The following is a 16,097-nucleotide window of genomic DNA, read 5'->3' as shown; positions in this document are numbered from 1 at the left end:
TCCTTGGTTTCCCTTGGTTGTCCTACCTTGTGCTAGTTGCGGCCGTCGGGCGCGCAGATGTCGCGAATGCCGTCGCCCACCAGATTGATGGCAAGCACGAGCACCGCCAGCGCCACGCCGGGGATCAGGATGACCCAGGGCTTGAAGAACATATAGGCCTTGCCTTCGGCGACCATCAGGCCCCAGGACGGCGTCGGCGGCTGCACGCCCAGGCCGAGGAACGACAGCGTGGCTTCGAGCAGGATGGCGTGCGCCATTTCCAGCGTCACCACCACCGTCAGGGCACCCATGAGATTCGGCAGGATCTCGCGCAGCAGGATATAGAACGTCGAGGCGCCAAGGCTCTTGGCCGCCGCGATGAATTCGGCATCCCGCAACTGCTGGGTCGCCGAGCGGGTGACCACCGCGAAGCGGTCCCACAGCAGCAGGCCAAGCAGCACGATGACCGCCTGCACCGAGCCTCCCGTCAGCGCGGCCATGGCCAGCGCCACCAGCACCACCGGCATGGCGAGCCGCGTGGTGATGACATAGCTGATCACGGCGTCGACCTTGCCGCCGAAGTACCCGGCGAGCAGCCCGAGCGTGATGCCGATCAACGCCGAGATGGCGACCGCGCACAGCCCGATGACCAGCGAGACCCGGGCGCCGAACAATAGGCGGCTCAGGTAGTCGCGGCCCAGCTTGTCGGTACCCAGCCAGTGTTCCGGGCTTCCGCCTGGCTGCCACGCGGGCGGCACGAGCCGGCGGCCCATGTCCTGCAGATAGGGCTCGTGCGGCGCCAGCAGCGGCGCGAACAGGGCCGCCAGGACTACCACGGCCAGCAACATTGCGCCAAGCGTCAGACCATAATGCCCGAGCGCGCGGCGCAGGGTGCGCCGCCAGGCAGGCATGACGGGCAGCGCCGAAACTGGCGAGGGCGGGAACGCTGCGCGCGCGCCGTCCACCGGCACGGGGGAGGTCTCGGTGTTCATGTGCGGCTCCGAAGAATGGGCTCTCAGCGGGTATGGATGCGGGGATCGAGCGCGGCGTTGATGACATCGGCCAGGAAGGTCAGGCCGATATAGAAGATCGAGATCAGCAGCACCACCGCCTGCACAACGGGATAGTCGTTGCGCGCGATGGCCTCCCAGGCCAGTTGCCCAAGACCTTGCATCGCATACACGGATTCGATGACGACGGAGCCGCCCAGCATGAAGCCAAGCTCGACGGCTGCCAGTGCCACCACCGGAATCACCGCGTTGCGCAGCGCGTGCTTGAAGATCACCGTGCCAGGCCCGAGACCCTTTGCTCTCGCCGTGCGGATGTAGTCGGCCCCCAGCACGTCCAGCATGCCGGCGCGGGTCAGGCGCATCATCGCCGGGGTGGCGTAGTACCCAAGGACGATGGCCGGCAGGACGAAATTCCGCCAGTCCGCGTTGCCGGATACCGGCAACCACTGCAACTTGACGGCAAACAGCAGGATCAACGTCAGGCCAAACCAGAAGCTCGGCATGGCCTGCCCGATCACGGCCAGCAGGAGGGCGAGCCGGTCGATCCAGCTGTCGCGGCAGATCGCTGCCAGCACCCCCAGGGGGATGGCCGTCAGCACGGCGATGACCAGCGCAATGCCGCCAAGCTTCAGGGTGATCGGCAGACGCTCGGCCACCAGTTCGGTGACCGGCCCCTGGAAGAAGAAGGAACGCCCCAGGTCAAGATGCAGCGCGCGGCCCAGCCACTCAAAGTACTGCGTCACCATCGGCTGGTCCAGGCCGTACTGGTGGCGGATCGTTGCCACCTGCTCGGCCGTTGCGTCGGCGCCGGCAATCGACGTGGCCAGATCGCCCGACAGGTGCAGCAGGACAAAGCTCACGATCGAAACGGTCAGGGCAACGCAAAGCGCCACAGCGAGGCGCCGGAGAATATAGGTCAACATGTGGGGGGCCCTTGGTCGAATCTGCCCGCGACAGGCAATATCAGTCTGCCTGCCGCGCCGTCATGCCTGCCGGCTTACTTCCAGCGGGCGTCGTAGAAGCGTGGCACTTCGTCCGGATAGGCCTGGAAGTTCAGCTGCGACGTATAGGCATAGCTGGTCGAGTACGTAAAGAGCGGCGCGGTATAGGCCTGCCGGGCAATCACATCCAGCGCCTTCGCGTAGTTCGCCTTGCGCACCCCAAGGTCGGCCGCGCTGTCCGCGGCGTCCAAGAACGCCTTGACGGCGCTGTCCCTGGTAATGTCGTCGGCACCGCCCTTGAACCACACGCCGAGGGACGCAGAGGCGTCGTTGACCGAATTGGAGCCCCAGGTCTGGAACGTCAGTGGCGCCTTGCCGCCACGGTAGTCGCCCTGCAGCGCCGCATATTTCATGTACCGCAAGCGTGCCTTGATACCGACCTTCTGCAGATCGCCGATGACGGCCTCCGCGAAGTCACGCTCCCGATAAGCGTAGATGTCGGTCTCGAAGCCATTTGGATAGCCGGCTTGTGCAAGCAACGCCTTGGCCTTGGCGGGGTCGTAGGCATAACTGGCGATGCCCTTGGTTTCGCAACCGACCTGGGTGCGGTAACACACCGCGGGAACCGCTTGGCTGCCCCCGCGCACCAGGTTCTTCGCCATGCTTTCACGGTTGATCGCGTAATTCACGGCCTGCCGCACCCGCACGTCCTTGAAGGGCGACTTGGGATCCGAGTTGCCCTTCGAGTCCATTATCAGGAAACCCACGCGCATGGTCTCGCCGCTCTGCACGGTCAGGTTGGGCATGCTGCGCATGGCATCCGCCTGGTCGGAGGGCACGCGCCAGATCCAGTCCACTGCCCCGGTCATCAACTGCGCCACCCGTGTCTCGGGATCCGGAATGATGACGAACTTGAGCGTCCCGATCCTGGGCTGGCCTTGCGGGCTTGCCTTGAAGTATGCGGGGTTCCTGACCATCGTCACGCCCTGCCCGGGTGTGACGGCCGTGATCTTGTAGGGTCCGGTGCCGATCGGCGCCTTGCTGAAGCCCTCCAGCCCCACCTTCTTGAAATAGGCCGCGGGGAGAATCGGCGTGGGACCGGCGAGGTATTCGAACGCGGCCGGGAACGGCGCTTTCAGGTGAAGGCGCACCTTGTATTCCCCCAGCTTCTCGGCGCTCTTGATCCAGTCGATGTTCTGGCGCGTGACAACCTTGGACTCGGGCGACACGACGTAGTTGAACGTGAACACCACATCGTCCGCACTGAACTTGTCGCCGTTCTGGAACGTCACCCCCTGGCGCAGCTCGATGACCAGGGCGGTTGGCGACTCCCACGTCCAGGCCGTGGCAAGTTGCGGCTTGTACTCGCCGGATTTGGGGTCGCGATAGAGCAGCGTGTCGAACACCATGCGGGAGAGCACCACGCCCTCGCGCAAGTTGTTGTGATACGGACTGATGTTCTCGACCTCGCTGTCGGAGGCATAGACCAAGGTGTCGTTTGCCTTGCCCGCGTGCGCCGTGGACGCTGCGAGCACCAATGCCGCAGCCAGGAAGGACCGTACCGATGTCATAGGTATGCGCGCGCTCATGTTTTCGCCTCTGGCCAGTGCAGCCGAATGGAAGAAATGCAAGGTTGTTCGAATCCTGTTGTTCGAATCCTAGATCCTTGCGAACTTTGCGAAAAGCATAGAATTCAGATGTGTGGTTTGCCTTTATGGCAAACCGTGATGACCGTGCAAACTGCGCCTGCCGCGCATGCGGCGCAACCCTATCCATCCGACCGGAGGTAACGTGTCCCAGTCCCACCGTTTGCAGAGCACAGCGCTGCGCTATTTCCTGGAAGTGGTCCGTTGCGGCTCGATCAGCGAGGCGGCGTTGCGCCTGAATGTCGCCGGATCCGCCGTCAGCCGGCAAATTGCCGGCCTGGAGGAGACGCTGGATGTGGTCCTGTTCGAGCGCAGGCCGCGGGGCATGGTACTCAGCGCCGCGGGCGAACTGCTGGCCACGCATGCCCGCAAATCCAGTTTCGAGGCCGAACGGGTCGTGGCCGACGTGCTGGCGTTGAAAGGCCTCGGCACAGGGCATGTCCGCATCGCCAGCTCGGAGGGCTTCGCCATCCAGTTCCTGCCGAGCGTCATCGAGGCGTTCCGCGCAAAATATCGCGGCATCCACTTCCAGCTATCGGTGGATGCGCCGGCCGAAGTCACCCGCCGCGTGCGCCAGGGCGAATGCGATATCGGCATGGTGTTCAACTACAGCCGGGTCGGGCAGAAGGACATCAAGGTGGAGCATCGCCAGCCGGCGCCCGGCCTTGCCATCATGCGCACCGACCATCCCCTGGCGAAGTCCAGGCAGGTCACCCTGTCCCAGCTGCAGGGTTACCCGATGGCCCTGCCGGATGCGGATACCACCGTGCGCCAGGTGTTCGACATTGCCTGCATACGACAGTGCGTGACGGTTGACCCGGTACTCACCAGCAACTATGTCGAGACCCTGCTGAACTTCGCGCGGCTCAACGATGCCATCACGCTGGCGAGCGAGGTCTCCGTGCGCCTGCTGCTGGAGGAGCGCGGCTTGTGCGCCATCGCCATTCGGGACCGCGCAATGAGCGACCGCAGTATCGAGGTCCAGACCCTGCAGGGCAGGACCCACGCAGAAGTGGTGCGCGTGTTTCGGGACTTCCTGATCGCGATGCTATCGAGCCGCAATGGCATCGGGCCCGAGTGATAGCCCGCCTGGCGCTGGCATGCCAGCGCCAGGCGGGGGCGCATTACTCCGCGCGGATCTTCGCTTCCGCGACGATCTTGGCGGAGCGAGCCATATCCTCTTTTTCAAACCGCGCAAAGTCTTCCGGGGTGCCGGGCGACAACAGGTATCCCTGCTCGGCCAGCCTCGTGCGCAGGTCCGAAGCCAGTGCCTTGTTGACCTCGGCGTTGAGCCGCTTGATCACGTCCGGCGGTAGCTTGGCCGGGCCCCACAGCCCGTACCACGAGTAGAACTCGTAGCCCGGCACGGTCTCGGCAACGGTAGGCACATCGGGCATGGAGGGCAGCCGCTCCTTGGAAGTCACCGCGACCACCCGCACCATGCCGCTCTTGTGGTACGTCAGGGCGCCAAGCACCGGATCGATAAAGCCGTCGATGGCGCCGCCGATCAGGTCCTGGTAGGCAGGCGCCGAGCCCTTGTACGGCACCACCAGGTAATCGATCTTGCTGGTGCGCTTGAGCAGTTCCGTCGACAAATGCCCGGCAGAGGCCTGCGAGCCGATCGCGAACGACATCTTGCCCGGGTGCGCCTGTGCGTAGGCAATCAGTTCCTTGATGTTCTTGATCGGCAGGTTCTTGTTGACCGACACGGCCAGTGGGCCCTTGCCGACCAGCGCGATCGGCACAAAATCCTTCGTCACGTCGTAAGGCGACGATTTCAGCGTCATCGGCGTGGTGGTGAAGGTGGAGGCGCTGAACAGCAGCGTGTAGCCATCGGCGGCCCCCTTGGCCACCGCATCGGCGCCGATGATGCCCTGGCCACCGGGCCGGTTGTCGACGATAAAGCTCTGCCCGGTCTGCTCGGACAGCTTTTGCGCCAGCATGCGGCCAACGGTGTCGGTGGGCCCGCCGGGCGGGAACGGGATGATGACGCGCACGGCCTTGTTCGGGTAGGTCTGCGCGGAAGCGGCGGCGGCGCACAGCAGCAGCGCGCCCGCGGCACAGCGGAAGATTCGGTGGAACAGCATGTTTTGTCTCCTGTCTCGACTGCAGGTCCGCCCTTATGGGGCGGTTCTTTGTTCGGCCGCACGGTTTAGGTTTGCTCCCCTCTCCCGCTTGCGGGAGAGGGGAGCAACATCCGTCGTCATTCCAAACGGCATTGGCGCATCTTCAAGGCTGCGCCAGCGCCACCATCTCCGCATAGAGATCCGCCTTGCCCTCGAAACCAATGCCCGGCAACTCCGGCATGGTGATGTGCCCGTCGATCACCTTGACGCCATCGGGGAAGCCGCCATAGGGCTGGAACAGGTCGGGGTAGCTTTCGTTGCCGCCCAGACCCAGGCCGGCTGCGATATTGAGCGACATCTGGTGGCCGCCATGCGGAATGCAGCGGCTGGGCGACCAGCCGAAGGTCTTCAGCACTTCCAGCGTGCGTTCGTACTCGACGAGGCCGTAGGACAGCGCGCAGTCGAACTGCAGGTAATCGCGGTCGGCGCGCATGGCGCCGTAGCGGATCAGGTTGCGGGCGTCCTGGTGGCTGAACAGGTTCTCGCCCGTGGCCATGGCGCCGGGGTAATACTCGGCCAGCGTGGCCTGCAGGTGGTAGTCCAGCGGATCGCCGGCCTCCTCGTACCAGAACAGCGGATAGTCGCGCAGCATCTTGGCGTAGGCGATGGCGGTATCCAGGTCGAAGCGGCCATTGGCATCGACCGCGAGCTGCGCATCGGTGCCGATCTCCTGCAGCACGGCCTCGATGCGCGCGCTGTCTTCTTCCAGGCTGGCGCCGCCGATCTTCATCTTGACCACGTTGTAGCCGCGCTCGAGGTAGGAGCGCATCTCGGCGCGCAGCGCGAACAGGTCCTTGCCGGGGTAGTAATAACCGCCAGCGGCATAGACGAAGACGCGCGGGTTGGCCTTGACGCCGTGGCGCTCCGCCAGCAACTGGAACAACGGCTTGCCGGCGATCTTGGCCACCGCATCCCACACCGCCATGTCGATGGTGCCGACCGCCACCGAGCGTTCGCCGTGGCCGCCCGGCTTCTCGTTGGACATGGTGGCTGCCCACACGCGATTGGGATCGAGGTTGGTGCCTACGTCGTCCAGCAGCGAAGCCGGATCGGCCGCCAGGATACGCGGCGCGAAACGCTCGCGGATCAGCCCGCCCTGGCCATAGCGGCCGTTGGAGTTGAAGCCATAGCCGATCACGCGCTTGCCGTCGCGGAAGGCGTCGGTCACCACAGCGACGAGACTGCTCGTCATCTTCGAGAAATCAATATAGGCATTGCGGATGGGCGACGAAATCGGCTTCGTCACTTCGCGGACGTCAATGATGCGGACGGACATTGCTTGTCTCCAGTGTCTTTAGTGCTCAGGTATTTCGATGTTCGGAATTCGGAATTCGGTATCTCGGTCGGGCGCCCTATAGTGAGCCGCCGCCACAGATCACGATCTGCTGGCCGGTGATGGCCCCGGCATCCGGGCCGAGCAGGAAGCTCACCATCCCGGCCACTTCGCCGGGCTGGATAAAACGCCCGATGGGCGGCGTGCGCGGCGGCGTGCCCTTGCGGCCGGGATCGTTCAGCATGGGGGTCTCGGTGGCACCCGGCGCCACCACATTGACCGTAATGCCGCGCGGCGCCAGCTCCGCCGCCCATGAGCGCGCCATGCCCACCAGCGCGGCCTTGGTTGCTGCGTACTGGCTGCGACCCGGCGCGCCCGCCGCCGTGCGGCTGCCGATCAGCACGATGCGCGCGCCATCCGGCAGTCTTGGCACCAGCGCGTTGGCGAGCACGGCGGCGGCTTCCACATGGATGCGCCACATGCCCTCCCCGTCCTCGGCCTTCAGTTCGCCGAGAACCGCCGTGCGCATATAACCGGCGGCATGGACGATCGCGTCGACACGCGGCAGGGCGGCCACGGCGGCGGCGAGCTTCACCGCGTCTGTCAGGTCTACCTCGATCGCGCTGAAGCGCTCGGCACCTTGCGCCGGCGCGCGGTCAAGACCCGTCACCCGCCAGCCAGCGGATAGCAAGCGCCGGGTGATGGCGGCGCCGATGCCGGAACTGGCGCCGGTGACAAGGGCGTGCCTTGCGGGTGACGCGTCGGCTTGCATGGATTGGCTCATCGAAGCCCCTTTGGAATGCAGTTGCTGGCGGTCCGGCCCCGCGCGCTGCCTGCGCGGGGCCGGACCGGTGCAGGATCAGGCTGCGGCCTTCTGCGTGATGCCGGCCTGTTCCAGCGCGGCCTTGATGGCGGCCAGTTCCGCGGCCGACGGGGCGTGGGTCGGCGGGCGCACGGTGCCATCGCTCAGGATGCCGGCCAGCGCCATGGCGGCCTTCATGCGGCCGTGCGCTTCGCCCGTGGGTTCGCCGGCGCCATACACCGCGTCTTTGAGCGGATTGATCAGGGCCTGCACGCGCATCGCTTCATGCAGGTCGCCAGCCTTGACCGCCTTGAGCAGATCATTGATCAGACCGGGAATCAGCGAGGCAAAGCCGACCAGCGCGCCGTCGAGACCCTGCACCAACGACGCCAGCAGGTATTCGTCATGGCAGGTCATCAGCACCTTGGTGGGATCGGCGGCGCGGATTTCCTTGATATCGCGCGCGTACTTGTTCATCTCGCGCTCGCCCATCTTGAAGGCCTTCACGTAAGGCAGCTTTGCCAGCTCGGCAAGCAGTTCGGACGAGTAGGAGCCGCGCGTCCAAGCGGGGTAGATATGCACCACCAGCGGCAGCCCGCTGGCCTTGCCGATGGCGTTGAAGTAATCGAGGCAGTGTTCCGGCTTGAAGCCAAAGCGCAGCCAGTGATGCGGCGGCATGATATCGAGTCCGGCGGCCCCGGCTTCCTTGGCCCAGCCCGCCTGCTCCACGGCATCGTTGATGCCTTCGCAGACCACCGACGAGATCACCGGGCAAATGCCCTTGGTGGCGTCGGCGGTGATGCGGGTCACTTCAGCGCGCTCGCGCGGGGTCAGCGAGAACACTTCACCGGTATGGCCATTGGTCATCAGGGCGGTCACGCCCTCCTGCCCGCCCAGCCACCTGGAGAAGCGGCGCAGTTCCGGTTCGTTGATGCTGTAGTCCGCATTGAAGGGGACCGCAATGGCGGGAATGATGCCGCGGAAGTTGATATCAGACACGTTTCGTCTCCTGGTAAGGCTTGCGCTATCTGCGCAATACGGTGGTGGTCAGAGTGGGAGGAATGAATCCTCCGGAAGGTTGCAACGCACGGGCCAGGTCGGTAGCGGCATGTACTACCGCCGGGGCCGTGGTCGATTCGAAATCGTCAAGCGAGGTGTTCATCGCCGGCGCCGCCACGCTCAGGCCCGCAACCGGCACGCCGTCGACATCCAGCACCGGGGCGGCGACCACGTAGAGGCCGGACACCGTTTCCTGGTCCGACAGGGCGTAGCCCTTGGCGCGCACGGTCTTGAGCCGGTCAAGGATGGTGTCGAGATCGGTCAGCGTGTGGTCGGTCAGCTTCTGGCGCGGCTGTGCATCCAGCACGCGGGCCTGCATGTCCTCGGGCAGCCAGGCCAGGATGGCGTAGCCGACGGCGGTGGAATAAGCCGGCACCCGGCTGCCGATGCGGATATCCACGCCCAGCCGTGTCAGGCCCGCCTGGATACGCTCGGCGTACAAGACATCCGGGCCATCCAGCACGCCGATGGAAGCGGCTTCGTTGATCTCCCCCACCAGCGCGCGCAGGATCGGCCTTGCCCGCGTGCGCAGGTCGGAATGGGCGATGGCGTCAAAGCCAAGGTCCAGCACCTTCAGCGACAGCCTGAACAGGCGCGTGTCCGGGACGCGCTGCACATAGCCGATATCCACCAGCGTGTTGAGGAAGCGGAAAGCGGTCGCGTTGTCCAGCCCGGAGCGGCGCGCCACCTCCGCCATGGTGAGTTCGGGCTCCTGCGCCGAGAACGCTTCGAGAATGCGGAAGCCCTTCGCCAGCGACTGCACCGTGTTCTTGGATGCGTCGCCCGCGCTGCTTGCTTTCGATGCGGAACGGACTGGGTTCTCGGTAGCCATTTCAATCTCCACGGTTAGTTCAGGTGCGAACCCGGTTCGAGTTCGGATTCCGAATTTTAATTCGCTGAACTGACAGAGGAAAGCCCTCGCTCATGACTGGTGGATGAACGCCGGCATCGCGGCCGGCCTTTAAAATTCGGATTGCGAATTTTTATTCGCAATTTAAGTCTGAAACAAGGCGCCGCATCACGGCACCTCTTGTTCCTGCCCGGGTCCTGGGGACCCTTGTTATTTATTCGGATTGCGAACTTGTATTCGCGATATGAAATAGTTTAGACCTCGTTTCCGTGCATGAGCAAGCCCGATTTTCCTAGGGTTTTCACCAGGAACAGGCCTTGGAAGAAAGACAGATCAGGCTGCAAGCGACCGGGCGTTACCCCACATTGCCGCACTCCCCTCAAATCGCCCCAACCACTGCAATAGGATTACACTGAAAACGAGACAACCCTCCGGAGCGGCATGATGGACGGCATTGACCCTCAACGCACCTTCCGTGGTCTTCCCCTGACCCCGGAACAGGATGCGGAAGTCAGGCACTACATCAAGAAGCAAAAACAACGTAGTGCGCCATGGGATACACCTGAGTTGGCCGCGATGCTCGCGGATATGCTGCGGCCGCCGAGCAACGAGGACGAGGACTTCGAGCCCGACGACGGGGAAGCGAAAGCGGCCGCCGAGCGCGCGGCGGGTGCGGTCGACGACGAGATGGATCCGATCGAGGCCGGCGAGGAGCGGATCGCCGCCATGGAAGCCGAGGCGATGAAAGGCCCCAAACACTGAATCGCAGTTGGAGCATGCGCATCGCGGCTCGTGGCCGGGACGCGCACCGGAAGAAGACAGCCCCCAGTGCAACCACTGGAACACAAGAACAAAGGGCATGCCATGGCGACCGTCGCGACATTCGAAATCGGGTACACGCAGTTTCTCGATCCACAAGGTGAGCCGACCCAGGCGCTACCGGCCTTTGCGCTCGATCCCGAGGCACTGGTGCCGCTGTACCGGGCCATGGTGCTGACGCGCCAGTTCGACCTGAAGGCCATTGCACTGCAGCGCACCGGCCAGATCGGTACATTTGCCTCCGCGCTGGGCCAGGAGGCGGTCGGCGTCGGCGTGGCCAGCGCGATGCGGCCGGAGGACGTGCTGGTGCCGTCCTACCGCGATCATGCCGCGCAGTTCCAGCGTGGCGTCTCGATGACCGAGAGCCTGCTGTACTGGGGCGGCGACGAGCGCGGCAATTTTTTTGCGGCAGCGCCGCATGACTTCCCCAACTGCGTGCCCATCGCCAACCAGGTCTGCCATGCCGCCGGCATCGCCTATGCCATCATGCTGCGCGCGGAGCCGCGCGCGGCGGTCTGCCTGCTTGGCGACGGCGGCACCTCGAAAGGCGATTTCTATGAAGGCATGAATATGGCCGGTGCCTGGCGCGCGCCGCTGGTGCTGGTGGTCAACAATAACCAGTGGGCCATCTCCATGCCGCGCAGCCAGCAGACCGCCGCGCAAACGCTGGCGCAAAAGGCCATCGCGGCCGGCATCCCCGGCCTGCAGGTGGATGGCAACGATGTCGTCGCGGTGCGCCAGATGACGCTGGAAGCGCTCGAACGGGCGCGTGCCGGCGGCGGGGCCACGCTGATCGAGGCGATCACTTACCGGCTCGGCGACCACACCACGGCGGATGACGCCTCGCGTTACCGCGACAGCGATCAGGTCAAGCAGCACTGGCTGCTCGAACCGGTAGCCAGGCTGCGCAACTACCTGTTGCGGCTGGGCGCGTGGGACGCGGCGCGCGAAGAGCAGCTAGCCAAGGCTTGCGCGGGCGAGGTTGCCGCCGCGGTAGAGGCCTACCTGGCAATCCCCCCGCCGGACACGGCAGCGATGTTCGACTACCTCTATGCCAGCCTGCCCGAAGCGCTGGATACGCAAGTGGACACGGCGCGGCGCTTTGCACCGCGCGCGCCGGCAAGCGAGAGCGATCATGGCTGAAATCCACCTTGTCGAAGCCGTCAACCACGCCCTGGCCTATGAGCTGGAGCACGACCCGCGCGTGGTGCTCCTGGGCGAGGACATCGGCGTCAACGGGGGCGTGTTCCGCGCGACGGCCGGGTTGCAGGCGCGCTTTGGCGCGCAGCGCGTGATCGACACGCCACTGGCCGAGTCCGCCATCGCCGGCGCCGCCGTCGGCATGGCGGCGATGGGCTTGGCGCCGGTGGCGGAGATCCAGTTCACCGGCTTTATCTACCCCGCCATCGACCACATCATCAACCACGCCGGCCGCCTGCGCCACCGCACGCGTGGCAGGCTGAGCTGCCCGATGGTGCTGCGTTCGCCTTTCGGGGCTGGCATCCACGCGCCGGAGCATCACTCGGAGAGTCCCGAGGCGATGTTCGCGCATATGCCGGGCCTACGGGTGGTGATCCCGTCGTCGCCGGCGCGTGCCTACGGCCTGCTGCTGGCGGCCATGCGCGACCCCGACCCGGTGGTGTTCCTCGAACCGACCCGGCTCTACCGGCTGTTCCGCCAGGAGGTGCAGGACAACGGCGAGGCGCTGCCGCTCGATGTCTGCTTCACGCTGCGCGACGGCGACGACATCACGCTGGTGAGCTGGGGTGCGATGCTGCAAGAGACACAGGCCGCCGCCGACCTGCTGCTGGACGAGGGCATCTCCGCCGCCGTCATCGACGTCGCCACGCTCAAGCCGCTCGACATGGGCACCATCCTGGAGTCGGTCGGAAGGACGGGCCGCTGCGTCATCGTCCACGAAGCGCCGCGCAGCGCCGGCTTTGGCGCCGAGATCGCGGCGAACCTGGCCGATGCGGGGCTGTACTCGCTGTCCGCGCCGGTGCAGCGCGTCACCGGCTACGACACGGTAGTGCCGATGGCCAGGCTCGAACACCAGTACCTGCCCAGCGTGGCGCGGATTGCCGACGCGGCGCGCAGGGCCATGGCCGCCTGAAGTCTTTGCTGGGAGCGTCGATGAAAATCTTCAAGTTGCCCGACCTGGGCGAAGGCCTGCAGGAAGCCGAGATCACCGAGTGGCACGTCAAGCCCGGCGACACGGTGGCGGCCGACCAGCCGCTGGTTTCGGTCGAGACCGCCAAGGCCATCGTCGAGATTCCCTCGCCCTACGCCGGACAGGTCGCCAGGCTGTTTGCCGCGGCCGGCGAGATCGTGCATCTCGGCGCGCCACTGGCTGGCTTCGAAGGCGCCGGCGAGCCTGAGGATGCGGGCGCGGTGGTGGGCGATGTCAAGGTCGGCACGCAGGTGGTCGCGGAAGCGCCCGCCGCCCTGGGCCGCGGCGGCGGCGCGGTGCGGGCAGTGCCCGCCGTGCGCGCCCTGGCGCGGCAACTCGACGTGGACCTGGCGATGGTCACGCCTTCCGGCGCGGATGGCGTCATCACCGCCGCCGACGTGCGGCGCGTGGCCGCGACGCTGGCGGACCTGGGGCCGCCGGAAGTCTTGCGCGGCGTGCGGCGCGCGATGGCGCAGAACATGGCGCGCGCGCAAAGCGAGGTCGCGGCGGCGACCGTGATCGACGACGCCGATATCCACGCCTGGGCGCCCGGCACCGACACCACGATCCGGCTGGTGCGCGCGCTGGTCGCCGGATGCCGCGCCGAACCCGGCCTCAATGCCTGGTACGAAAGCCAGACCGGCCGCCGCCATGTACCGAAGCGGATCGACGTAGGCATCGCGGTGGACCTGCCCGAAGGCCTGTTCGTGCCGGTACTGCGCGACACCGGCAACCGCGACGCGGCCGACCTGCGGCGCGGCCTGGACCGCATGCGCGCGGACGTGCGCGCGCGCAAGATCGCGCCCGAGGAAATGCGTGGCAATACCATCACGCTGTCCAACTTCGGCATGATCGCCGGCAAATACGCGGCGCCCATCGTGGTGCCGCCAACGGTGGCCATTCTTGGCGCCGGCCGCATTCACGACGCGGTGGTGGCAGCCGGCGGTGTGCCTGCGGTGCACCGCATCCTGCCGCTCAGCCTTACCTTCGATCACCGGGTGGTCACGGGCGGCGAAGCCGCGCGCTTCCTGGCCGCGGTGATCGCCGACCTGGCCCTGCCGTTATAGGCCAGAACAGATTTTGCAGGCCGAGGTCCGGCAGCTTGCCGGCCTGGCCGCGGAGCGACCATGTCCGATGCTTTTTTCATCCATGCTCACGCCGCCCATGATGACTGGCGGGAGGCGCTGGCCCAGTGCCGGACGCAACTTGACGCGCAACTGGCGGCGCGCCAGGCAGCGCCGGGCGGCGGCGCCGCGCTCACGCTCGGGTGGTGTTATCTCAGCGACTATTACGCGCCGTCGGCCGAGGACATTCTCGCCGCGCTGCAGGAACACTGGCCAGGCGTGGCCTGGGTGGGTGCGGCCGGTGTGGGCGTCTGCGCGGCCGGCGTCGAATACATCGACGAGCCCGCCATGGTGCTGATGGCGGCCTCGTTGCCGCCCACCGCGTTCAGGCTGTTCTCCGGGCTGCAGCCGCTGCCCCCCGCCTCCTCCGCCTTCGTGCCCCATACCGCGCTGGTGCATGCCGAAGGCAGCACGCCGGATGTCCAGGACCTGTTGCACGAACTGAGCGAGCGCACCGCCACCGGCTACCTGTTTGGCGGCCTGTCATCGGCGCGCAACCGCACCCTGCACATCGCCGATGGTGTCTTCTCCGGCGGGTTGTCGGGTGTGCTGTTCGACGCCGAGATCGGCCTGATTTCGCGTGTGACGCAGGGCTGCAAGCCGATCGGGCCGGTGCGCACCGTCACCCGTGCCGCGCATAACCTGCTGTTCGAACTGGACGGCGAACCTGCGCTTCACTGCGTCCTGAAAGACCTGGGGCTGGGCAGCGATGTGCCGGAGGAAACCTTGTCCAGCGTACTGTCGGCCACGCTGGTGGGCCTGAGCACGGGGACCGACGATGCACCCAGCGTGCCTGGCAGGTTCGGCGTGGAAACGCTGGTGCGGCATGTGCTCGGCGTGGACATGCAGCATGGGGTGCTGGCGCTGGCGGATGTGGTGGAGGACGGGATGCGGCTGGCGTTCTGCACGCGCAATCCCGCCGCGGCGCGGGCGGATCTGGTGCGCGTGGCTACCGAGATCCGCGCCGAACTGGAGAGCGGTACGAGCGGCCACGCCCTGGGCGCGCTTTACATCAGTTGCTCTGGCCGTGGCGGGCCACATTTCGGCGCGCCGCACGCGGAGTTGCAGATGGTGCGCAATGCGCTGGGCGACCTGCCGCTGGCGGGATTCTTCGCCGGCGGCGAGATCGCGCGGGATCGCCTGTACGGCTACACCGGGGTGTTGACGGTCTTCACCGGGCAGTGAGCGAGCATGCAGGCGCTGTTGGAACCCGCGCTCGTCAATGACGCCTTTGGCGACCCGGGCGTGTACGTGCATTTCCGCGACGAGCGGAGGGCCTTGCTGTTCGACCTTGGCGACATCAGCGCGCTGATGCCTGGCCAGTTGATGCGCCTGTCGCATGTGTTTGTCAGCCACGCGCACATGGACCATTTCTCGGGCTTCGATCATTTGCTGCGCGTGTTGCTGGGGCGCAAGACCGGCATCGTGTTATACGGCGGTCCCGGATTTCTGGCGCAGGTCGAGCACAAGCTGCGCGCCTATACCTGGAACGTGGTCCATCGCTATGCGGTCGAGCTGGTAATCGAGGCGCGCGAGTTGCCGCTGCAAGGACAGACACAGTGCGTGCGATTCAGCACCCGCAGCGGCTTCGCGCGCGAGCCCGCCCCGCCCATCGCGCGGGCTGGCGACGTGGTGCATGAAGAGACCACCTTTCGCGTGAGCGCCTGCTTCGTCGATCATGAAACCCCTTGCCTGGCCTACCTGATCGAGGAAAAGGCCCGCCTCGGCGTCGCCAGGGACAGGCTGGCGGCGCTGGGGATGACCACTGGCGCCTGGCTACGGGAGCTGAAGCACGCGGTGCTGAGCGGCGCCGCAGACGACACACCGATCCTGGTGCAATGGCGCGACCGGCAAGGCGACCACGCACTGACCCGGCATGTCGGCGAGCTGCGCCATCTGGTCCTCGACACCGTGCCCGGGCAGCGCATCGGCTACGTGACCGACCTGCGCTACACCGAAGCGAATGTGCAGGCCTTGTCCGCATTGATGCAAGGCGTGGACCTGCTGTTCATCGAGAGCGTGTTCCTGGATGTAGACAAGGCGCACGGATTGCGCAAGAACCACCTGACCGCGCTACAGGCCGGGCAGATCGCACGCCGCATCGGCGCCCGGGCGGTGGTGCCGTTTCACTTCTCGCCGCGCTACCACGGGCATCCCGCCGCGCTGCTGGCCGAGTTGCAGGCGGCATGGTCGGGCACGGCGAACGCGCAAGAATAGGCGAGGCCAGGACTGGGAAAGCCTGGCCCGGGCCCGGTGAGCTTGTCCCGTCCCACCGGGCCCGGGCCCCGGCCGATCCGG

At 66.1% G+C, this 16,097-nt stretch carries 15 protein-coding genes; 7 read left to right on the top strand and 8 right to left on the bottom strand.

Annotated elements, in window-relative coordinates; genetic code table 11:
- Nucleotides 1-32: 32 nt before the first annotated feature.
- The 3 genes from ACZY0R_RS13550 to ACZY0R_RS13540 all read right to left on the bottom strand — a co-directional run bounded on the left by ACZY0R_RS13550 (nucleotide 33) and on the right by ACZY0R_RS13540 (nucleotide 3,501).
- A complete protein-coding gene (locus tag ACZY0R_RS13550) occupies nucleotides 33-971 on the bottom strand; it encodes an ABC transporter permease (protein ID WP_488858880.1) in 939 nt (312 codons plus the stop codon).
- A 23-nt stretch (nucleotides 972-994) separates the two neighbouring features.
- Complete coding sequence (locus ACZY0R_RS13545; protein ID WP_488858879.1) at nucleotides 995-1,912, bottom strand: ABC transporter permease; 918 nt, start codon at nucleotides 1,910-1,912, stop codon at nucleotides 995-997.
- A 74-nt stretch (nucleotides 1,913-1,986) separates the two neighbouring features.
- Complete coding sequence (locus tag ACZY0R_RS13540) at nucleotides 1,987-3,501, bottom strand: ABC transporter substrate-binding protein (protein ID WP_488859684.1); 1,515 nt, start codon at nucleotides 3,499-3,501, stop codon at nucleotides 1,987-1,989.
- Between the two features lie 220 nt (nucleotides 3,502-3,721).
- On the opposite strand from ACZY0R_RS13540, the gene ACZY0R_RS13535 reads away from it, so the two are divergent.
- Complete coding sequence (locus ACZY0R_RS13535) at nucleotides 3,722-4,657, top strand: LysR family transcriptional regulator (RefSeq protein WP_488858878.1); 936 nt, start codon at nucleotides 3,722-3,724, stop codon at nucleotides 4,655-4,657.
- A 43-nt stretch (nucleotides 4,658-4,700) separates the two neighbouring features.
- Here the strand turns inward: ACZY0R_RS13535 and ACZY0R_RS13530 are convergent, their stop codons facing one another.
- The 5 genes from ACZY0R_RS13530 to ACZY0R_RS13510 all read right to left on the bottom strand — a co-directional run bounded on the left by ACZY0R_RS13530 (nucleotide 4,701) and on the right by ACZY0R_RS13510 (nucleotide 9,668).
- Complete coding sequence (locus ACZY0R_RS13530) at nucleotides 4,701-5,663, bottom strand: Bug family tripartite tricarboxylate transporter substrate binding protein (RefSeq protein WP_488858876.1); 963 nt, start codon at nucleotides 5,661-5,663, stop codon at nucleotides 4,701-4,703.
- A gap of 142 nt (nucleotides 5,664-5,805) precedes the next feature.
- The gene (locus ACZY0R_RS13525) at nucleotides 5,806-6,978 is read right to left on the bottom strand and encodes a mandelate racemase/muconate lactonizing enzyme family protein (RefSeq protein ID WP_488858875.1); all 1,173 of its coding nucleotides are present in this window, start codon (nucleotides 6,976-6,978) and stop codon (nucleotides 5,806-5,808) included.
- Between the two features lie 76 nt (nucleotides 6,979-7,054).
- Nucleotides 7,055-7,747: an SDR family NAD(P)-dependent oxidoreductase gene (locus ACZY0R_RS13520; RefSeq protein ID WP_488858874.1), complete on the bottom strand. Its 693-nt coding sequence runs from the start codon at nucleotides 7,745-7,747 to the stop codon at nucleotides 7,055-7,057.
- Nucleotides 7,748-7,834: 87 nt separating this feature from the next.
- Complete coding sequence (locus ACZY0R_RS13515; protein WP_035870485.1) at nucleotides 7,835-8,776, bottom strand: dihydrodipicolinate synthase family protein; 942 nt, start codon at nucleotides 8,774-8,776, stop codon at nucleotides 7,835-7,837.
- Between the two features lie 25 nt (nucleotides 8,777-8,801).
- Nucleotides 8,802-9,668, bottom strand: a complete 867-nt coding sequence (locus ACZY0R_RS13510) for an IclR family transcriptional regulator (RefSeq protein WP_488858873.1) — start codon at nucleotides 9,666-9,668, stop codon at nucleotides 8,802-8,804.
- 462 nt (nucleotides 9,669-10,130) lie between these two features.
- Between ACZY0R_RS13510 and ACZY0R_RS13505 the strand changes: the two genes are divergently transcribed.
- From ACZY0R_RS13505 to ACZY0R_RS13480, 6 genes are all read left to right on the top strand, one after another.
- Nucleotides 10,131-10,448, top strand: coding sequence for a hypothetical protein (locus ACZY0R_RS13505; protein WP_045236621.1), 318 nt, complete (start codon nucleotides 10,131-10,133; stop codon nucleotides 10,446-10,448).
- 102 nt (nucleotides 10,449-10,550) lie between these two features.
- Entirely contained in the window at nucleotides 10,551-11,648 is a 1,098-nt protein-coding gene (gene pdhA, locus ACZY0R_RS13500) for a pyruvate dehydrogenase (acetyl-transferring) E1 component subunit alpha (protein WP_488859682.1), read from the top strand.
- Nucleotides 11,641-12,618 carry an alpha-ketoacid dehydrogenase subunit beta gene (locus ACZY0R_RS13495; protein WP_488858872.1) on the top strand — a complete coding sequence of 326 codons (978 nt, stop codon included), beginning with the start codon at nucleotides 11,641-11,643 and terminating at the stop codon, nucleotides 12,616-12,618. The genes pdhA and ACZY0R_RS13495 overlap by 8 nt, the downstream gene beginning before the upstream one ends.
- A gap of 20 nt (nucleotides 12,619-12,638) precedes the next feature.
- On the top strand, nucleotides 12,639-13,742 hold the full coding sequence (locus tag ACZY0R_RS13490) for a dihydrolipoamide acetyltransferase family protein (protein ID WP_488858871.1): 1,104 nt from the start codon (nucleotides 12,639-12,641) through the stop codon (nucleotides 13,740-13,742).
- Between the two features lie 60 nt (nucleotides 13,743-13,802).
- Nucleotides 13,803-14,984: an FIST signal transduction protein gene (locus tag ACZY0R_RS13485; RefSeq protein ID WP_488858870.1), complete on the top strand. Its 1,182-nt coding sequence runs from the start codon at nucleotides 13,803-13,805 to the stop codon at nucleotides 14,982-14,984.
- 6 nt (nucleotides 14,985-14,990) lie between these two features.
- On the top strand, nucleotides 14,991-16,016 hold the full coding sequence (locus tag ACZY0R_RS13480; protein WP_488858869.1) for a ribonuclease Z: 1,026 nt from the start codon (nucleotides 14,991-14,993) through the stop codon (nucleotides 16,014-16,016).
- The last annotated feature ends 81 nt before the right edge of the window (nucleotides 16,017-16,097 follow it).

Source organism: Cupriavidus sp. F041, assembly GCF_057814235.1.
This window is presented reverse-complemented; position numbering and strand designations above follow the sequence as displayed.

What these genes read in the sequence shown, in the direction of transcription:
- ACZY0R_RS13550 (WP_488858880.1), bottom strand. Translation starts at nt 971, where the DNA reads ATGAACACCGAGACCTCCCCCGTGCCGGTGGACGGCGCGCGCGCAGCG.
- ACZY0R_RS13545 (WP_488858879.1), bottom strand. Translation starts at nt 1,912, where the DNA reads ATGTTGACCTATATTCTCCGGCGCCTCGCTGTGGCGCTTTGCGTTGCC.
- ACZY0R_RS13540 (WP_488859684.1), bottom strand. Translation starts at nt 3,501, where the DNA reads ATGACATCGGTACGGTCCTTCCTGGCTGCGGCATTGGTGCTCGCAGCG.
- ACZY0R_RS13530 (WP_488858876.1), bottom strand. Translation starts at nt 5,663, where the DNA reads ATGCTGTTCCACCGAATCTTCCGCTGTGCCGCGGGCGCGCTGCTGCTG.
- ACZY0R_RS13525 (WP_488858875.1), bottom strand. Translation starts at nt 6,978, where the DNA reads ATGTCCGTCCGCATCATTGACGTCCGCGAAGTGACGAAGCCGATTTCG.
- ACZY0R_RS13520 (WP_488858874.1), bottom strand. Translation starts at nt 7,747, where the DNA reads ATGCAAGCCGACGCGTCACCCGCAAGGCACGCCCTTGTCACCGGCGCC.
- ACZY0R_RS13510 (WP_488858873.1), bottom strand. Translation starts at nt 9,668, where the DNA reads ATGGCTACCGAGAACCCAGTCCGTTCCGCATCGAAAGCAAGCAGCGCG.
- ACZY0R_RS13505 (WP_045236621.1), top strand. Translation starts at nt 10,131, where the DNA reads ATGGACGGCATTGACCCTCAACGCACCTTCCGTGGTCTTCCCCTGACC.
- pdhA (WP_488859682.1), top strand. Translation starts at nt 10,551, where the DNA reads ATGGCGACCGTCGCGACATTCGAAATCGGGTACACGCAGTTTCTCGAT.
- ACZY0R_RS13495 (WP_488858872.1), top strand. Translation starts at nt 11,641, where the DNA reads ATGGCTGAAATCCACCTTGTCGAAGCCGTCAACCACGCCCTGGCCTAT.
- ACZY0R_RS13490 (WP_488858871.1), top strand. Translation starts at nt 12,639, where the DNA reads ATGAAAATCTTCAAGTTGCCCGACCTGGGCGAAGGCCTGCAGGAAGCC.
- ACZY0R_RS13485 (WP_488858870.1), top strand. Translation starts at nt 13,803, where the DNA reads ATGTCCGATGCTTTTTTCATCCATGCTCACGCCGCCCATGATGACTGG.
- ACZY0R_RS13480 (WP_488858869.1), top strand. Translation starts at nt 14,991, where the DNA reads ATGCAGGCGCTGTTGGAACCCGCGCTCGTCAATGACGCCTTTGGCGAC.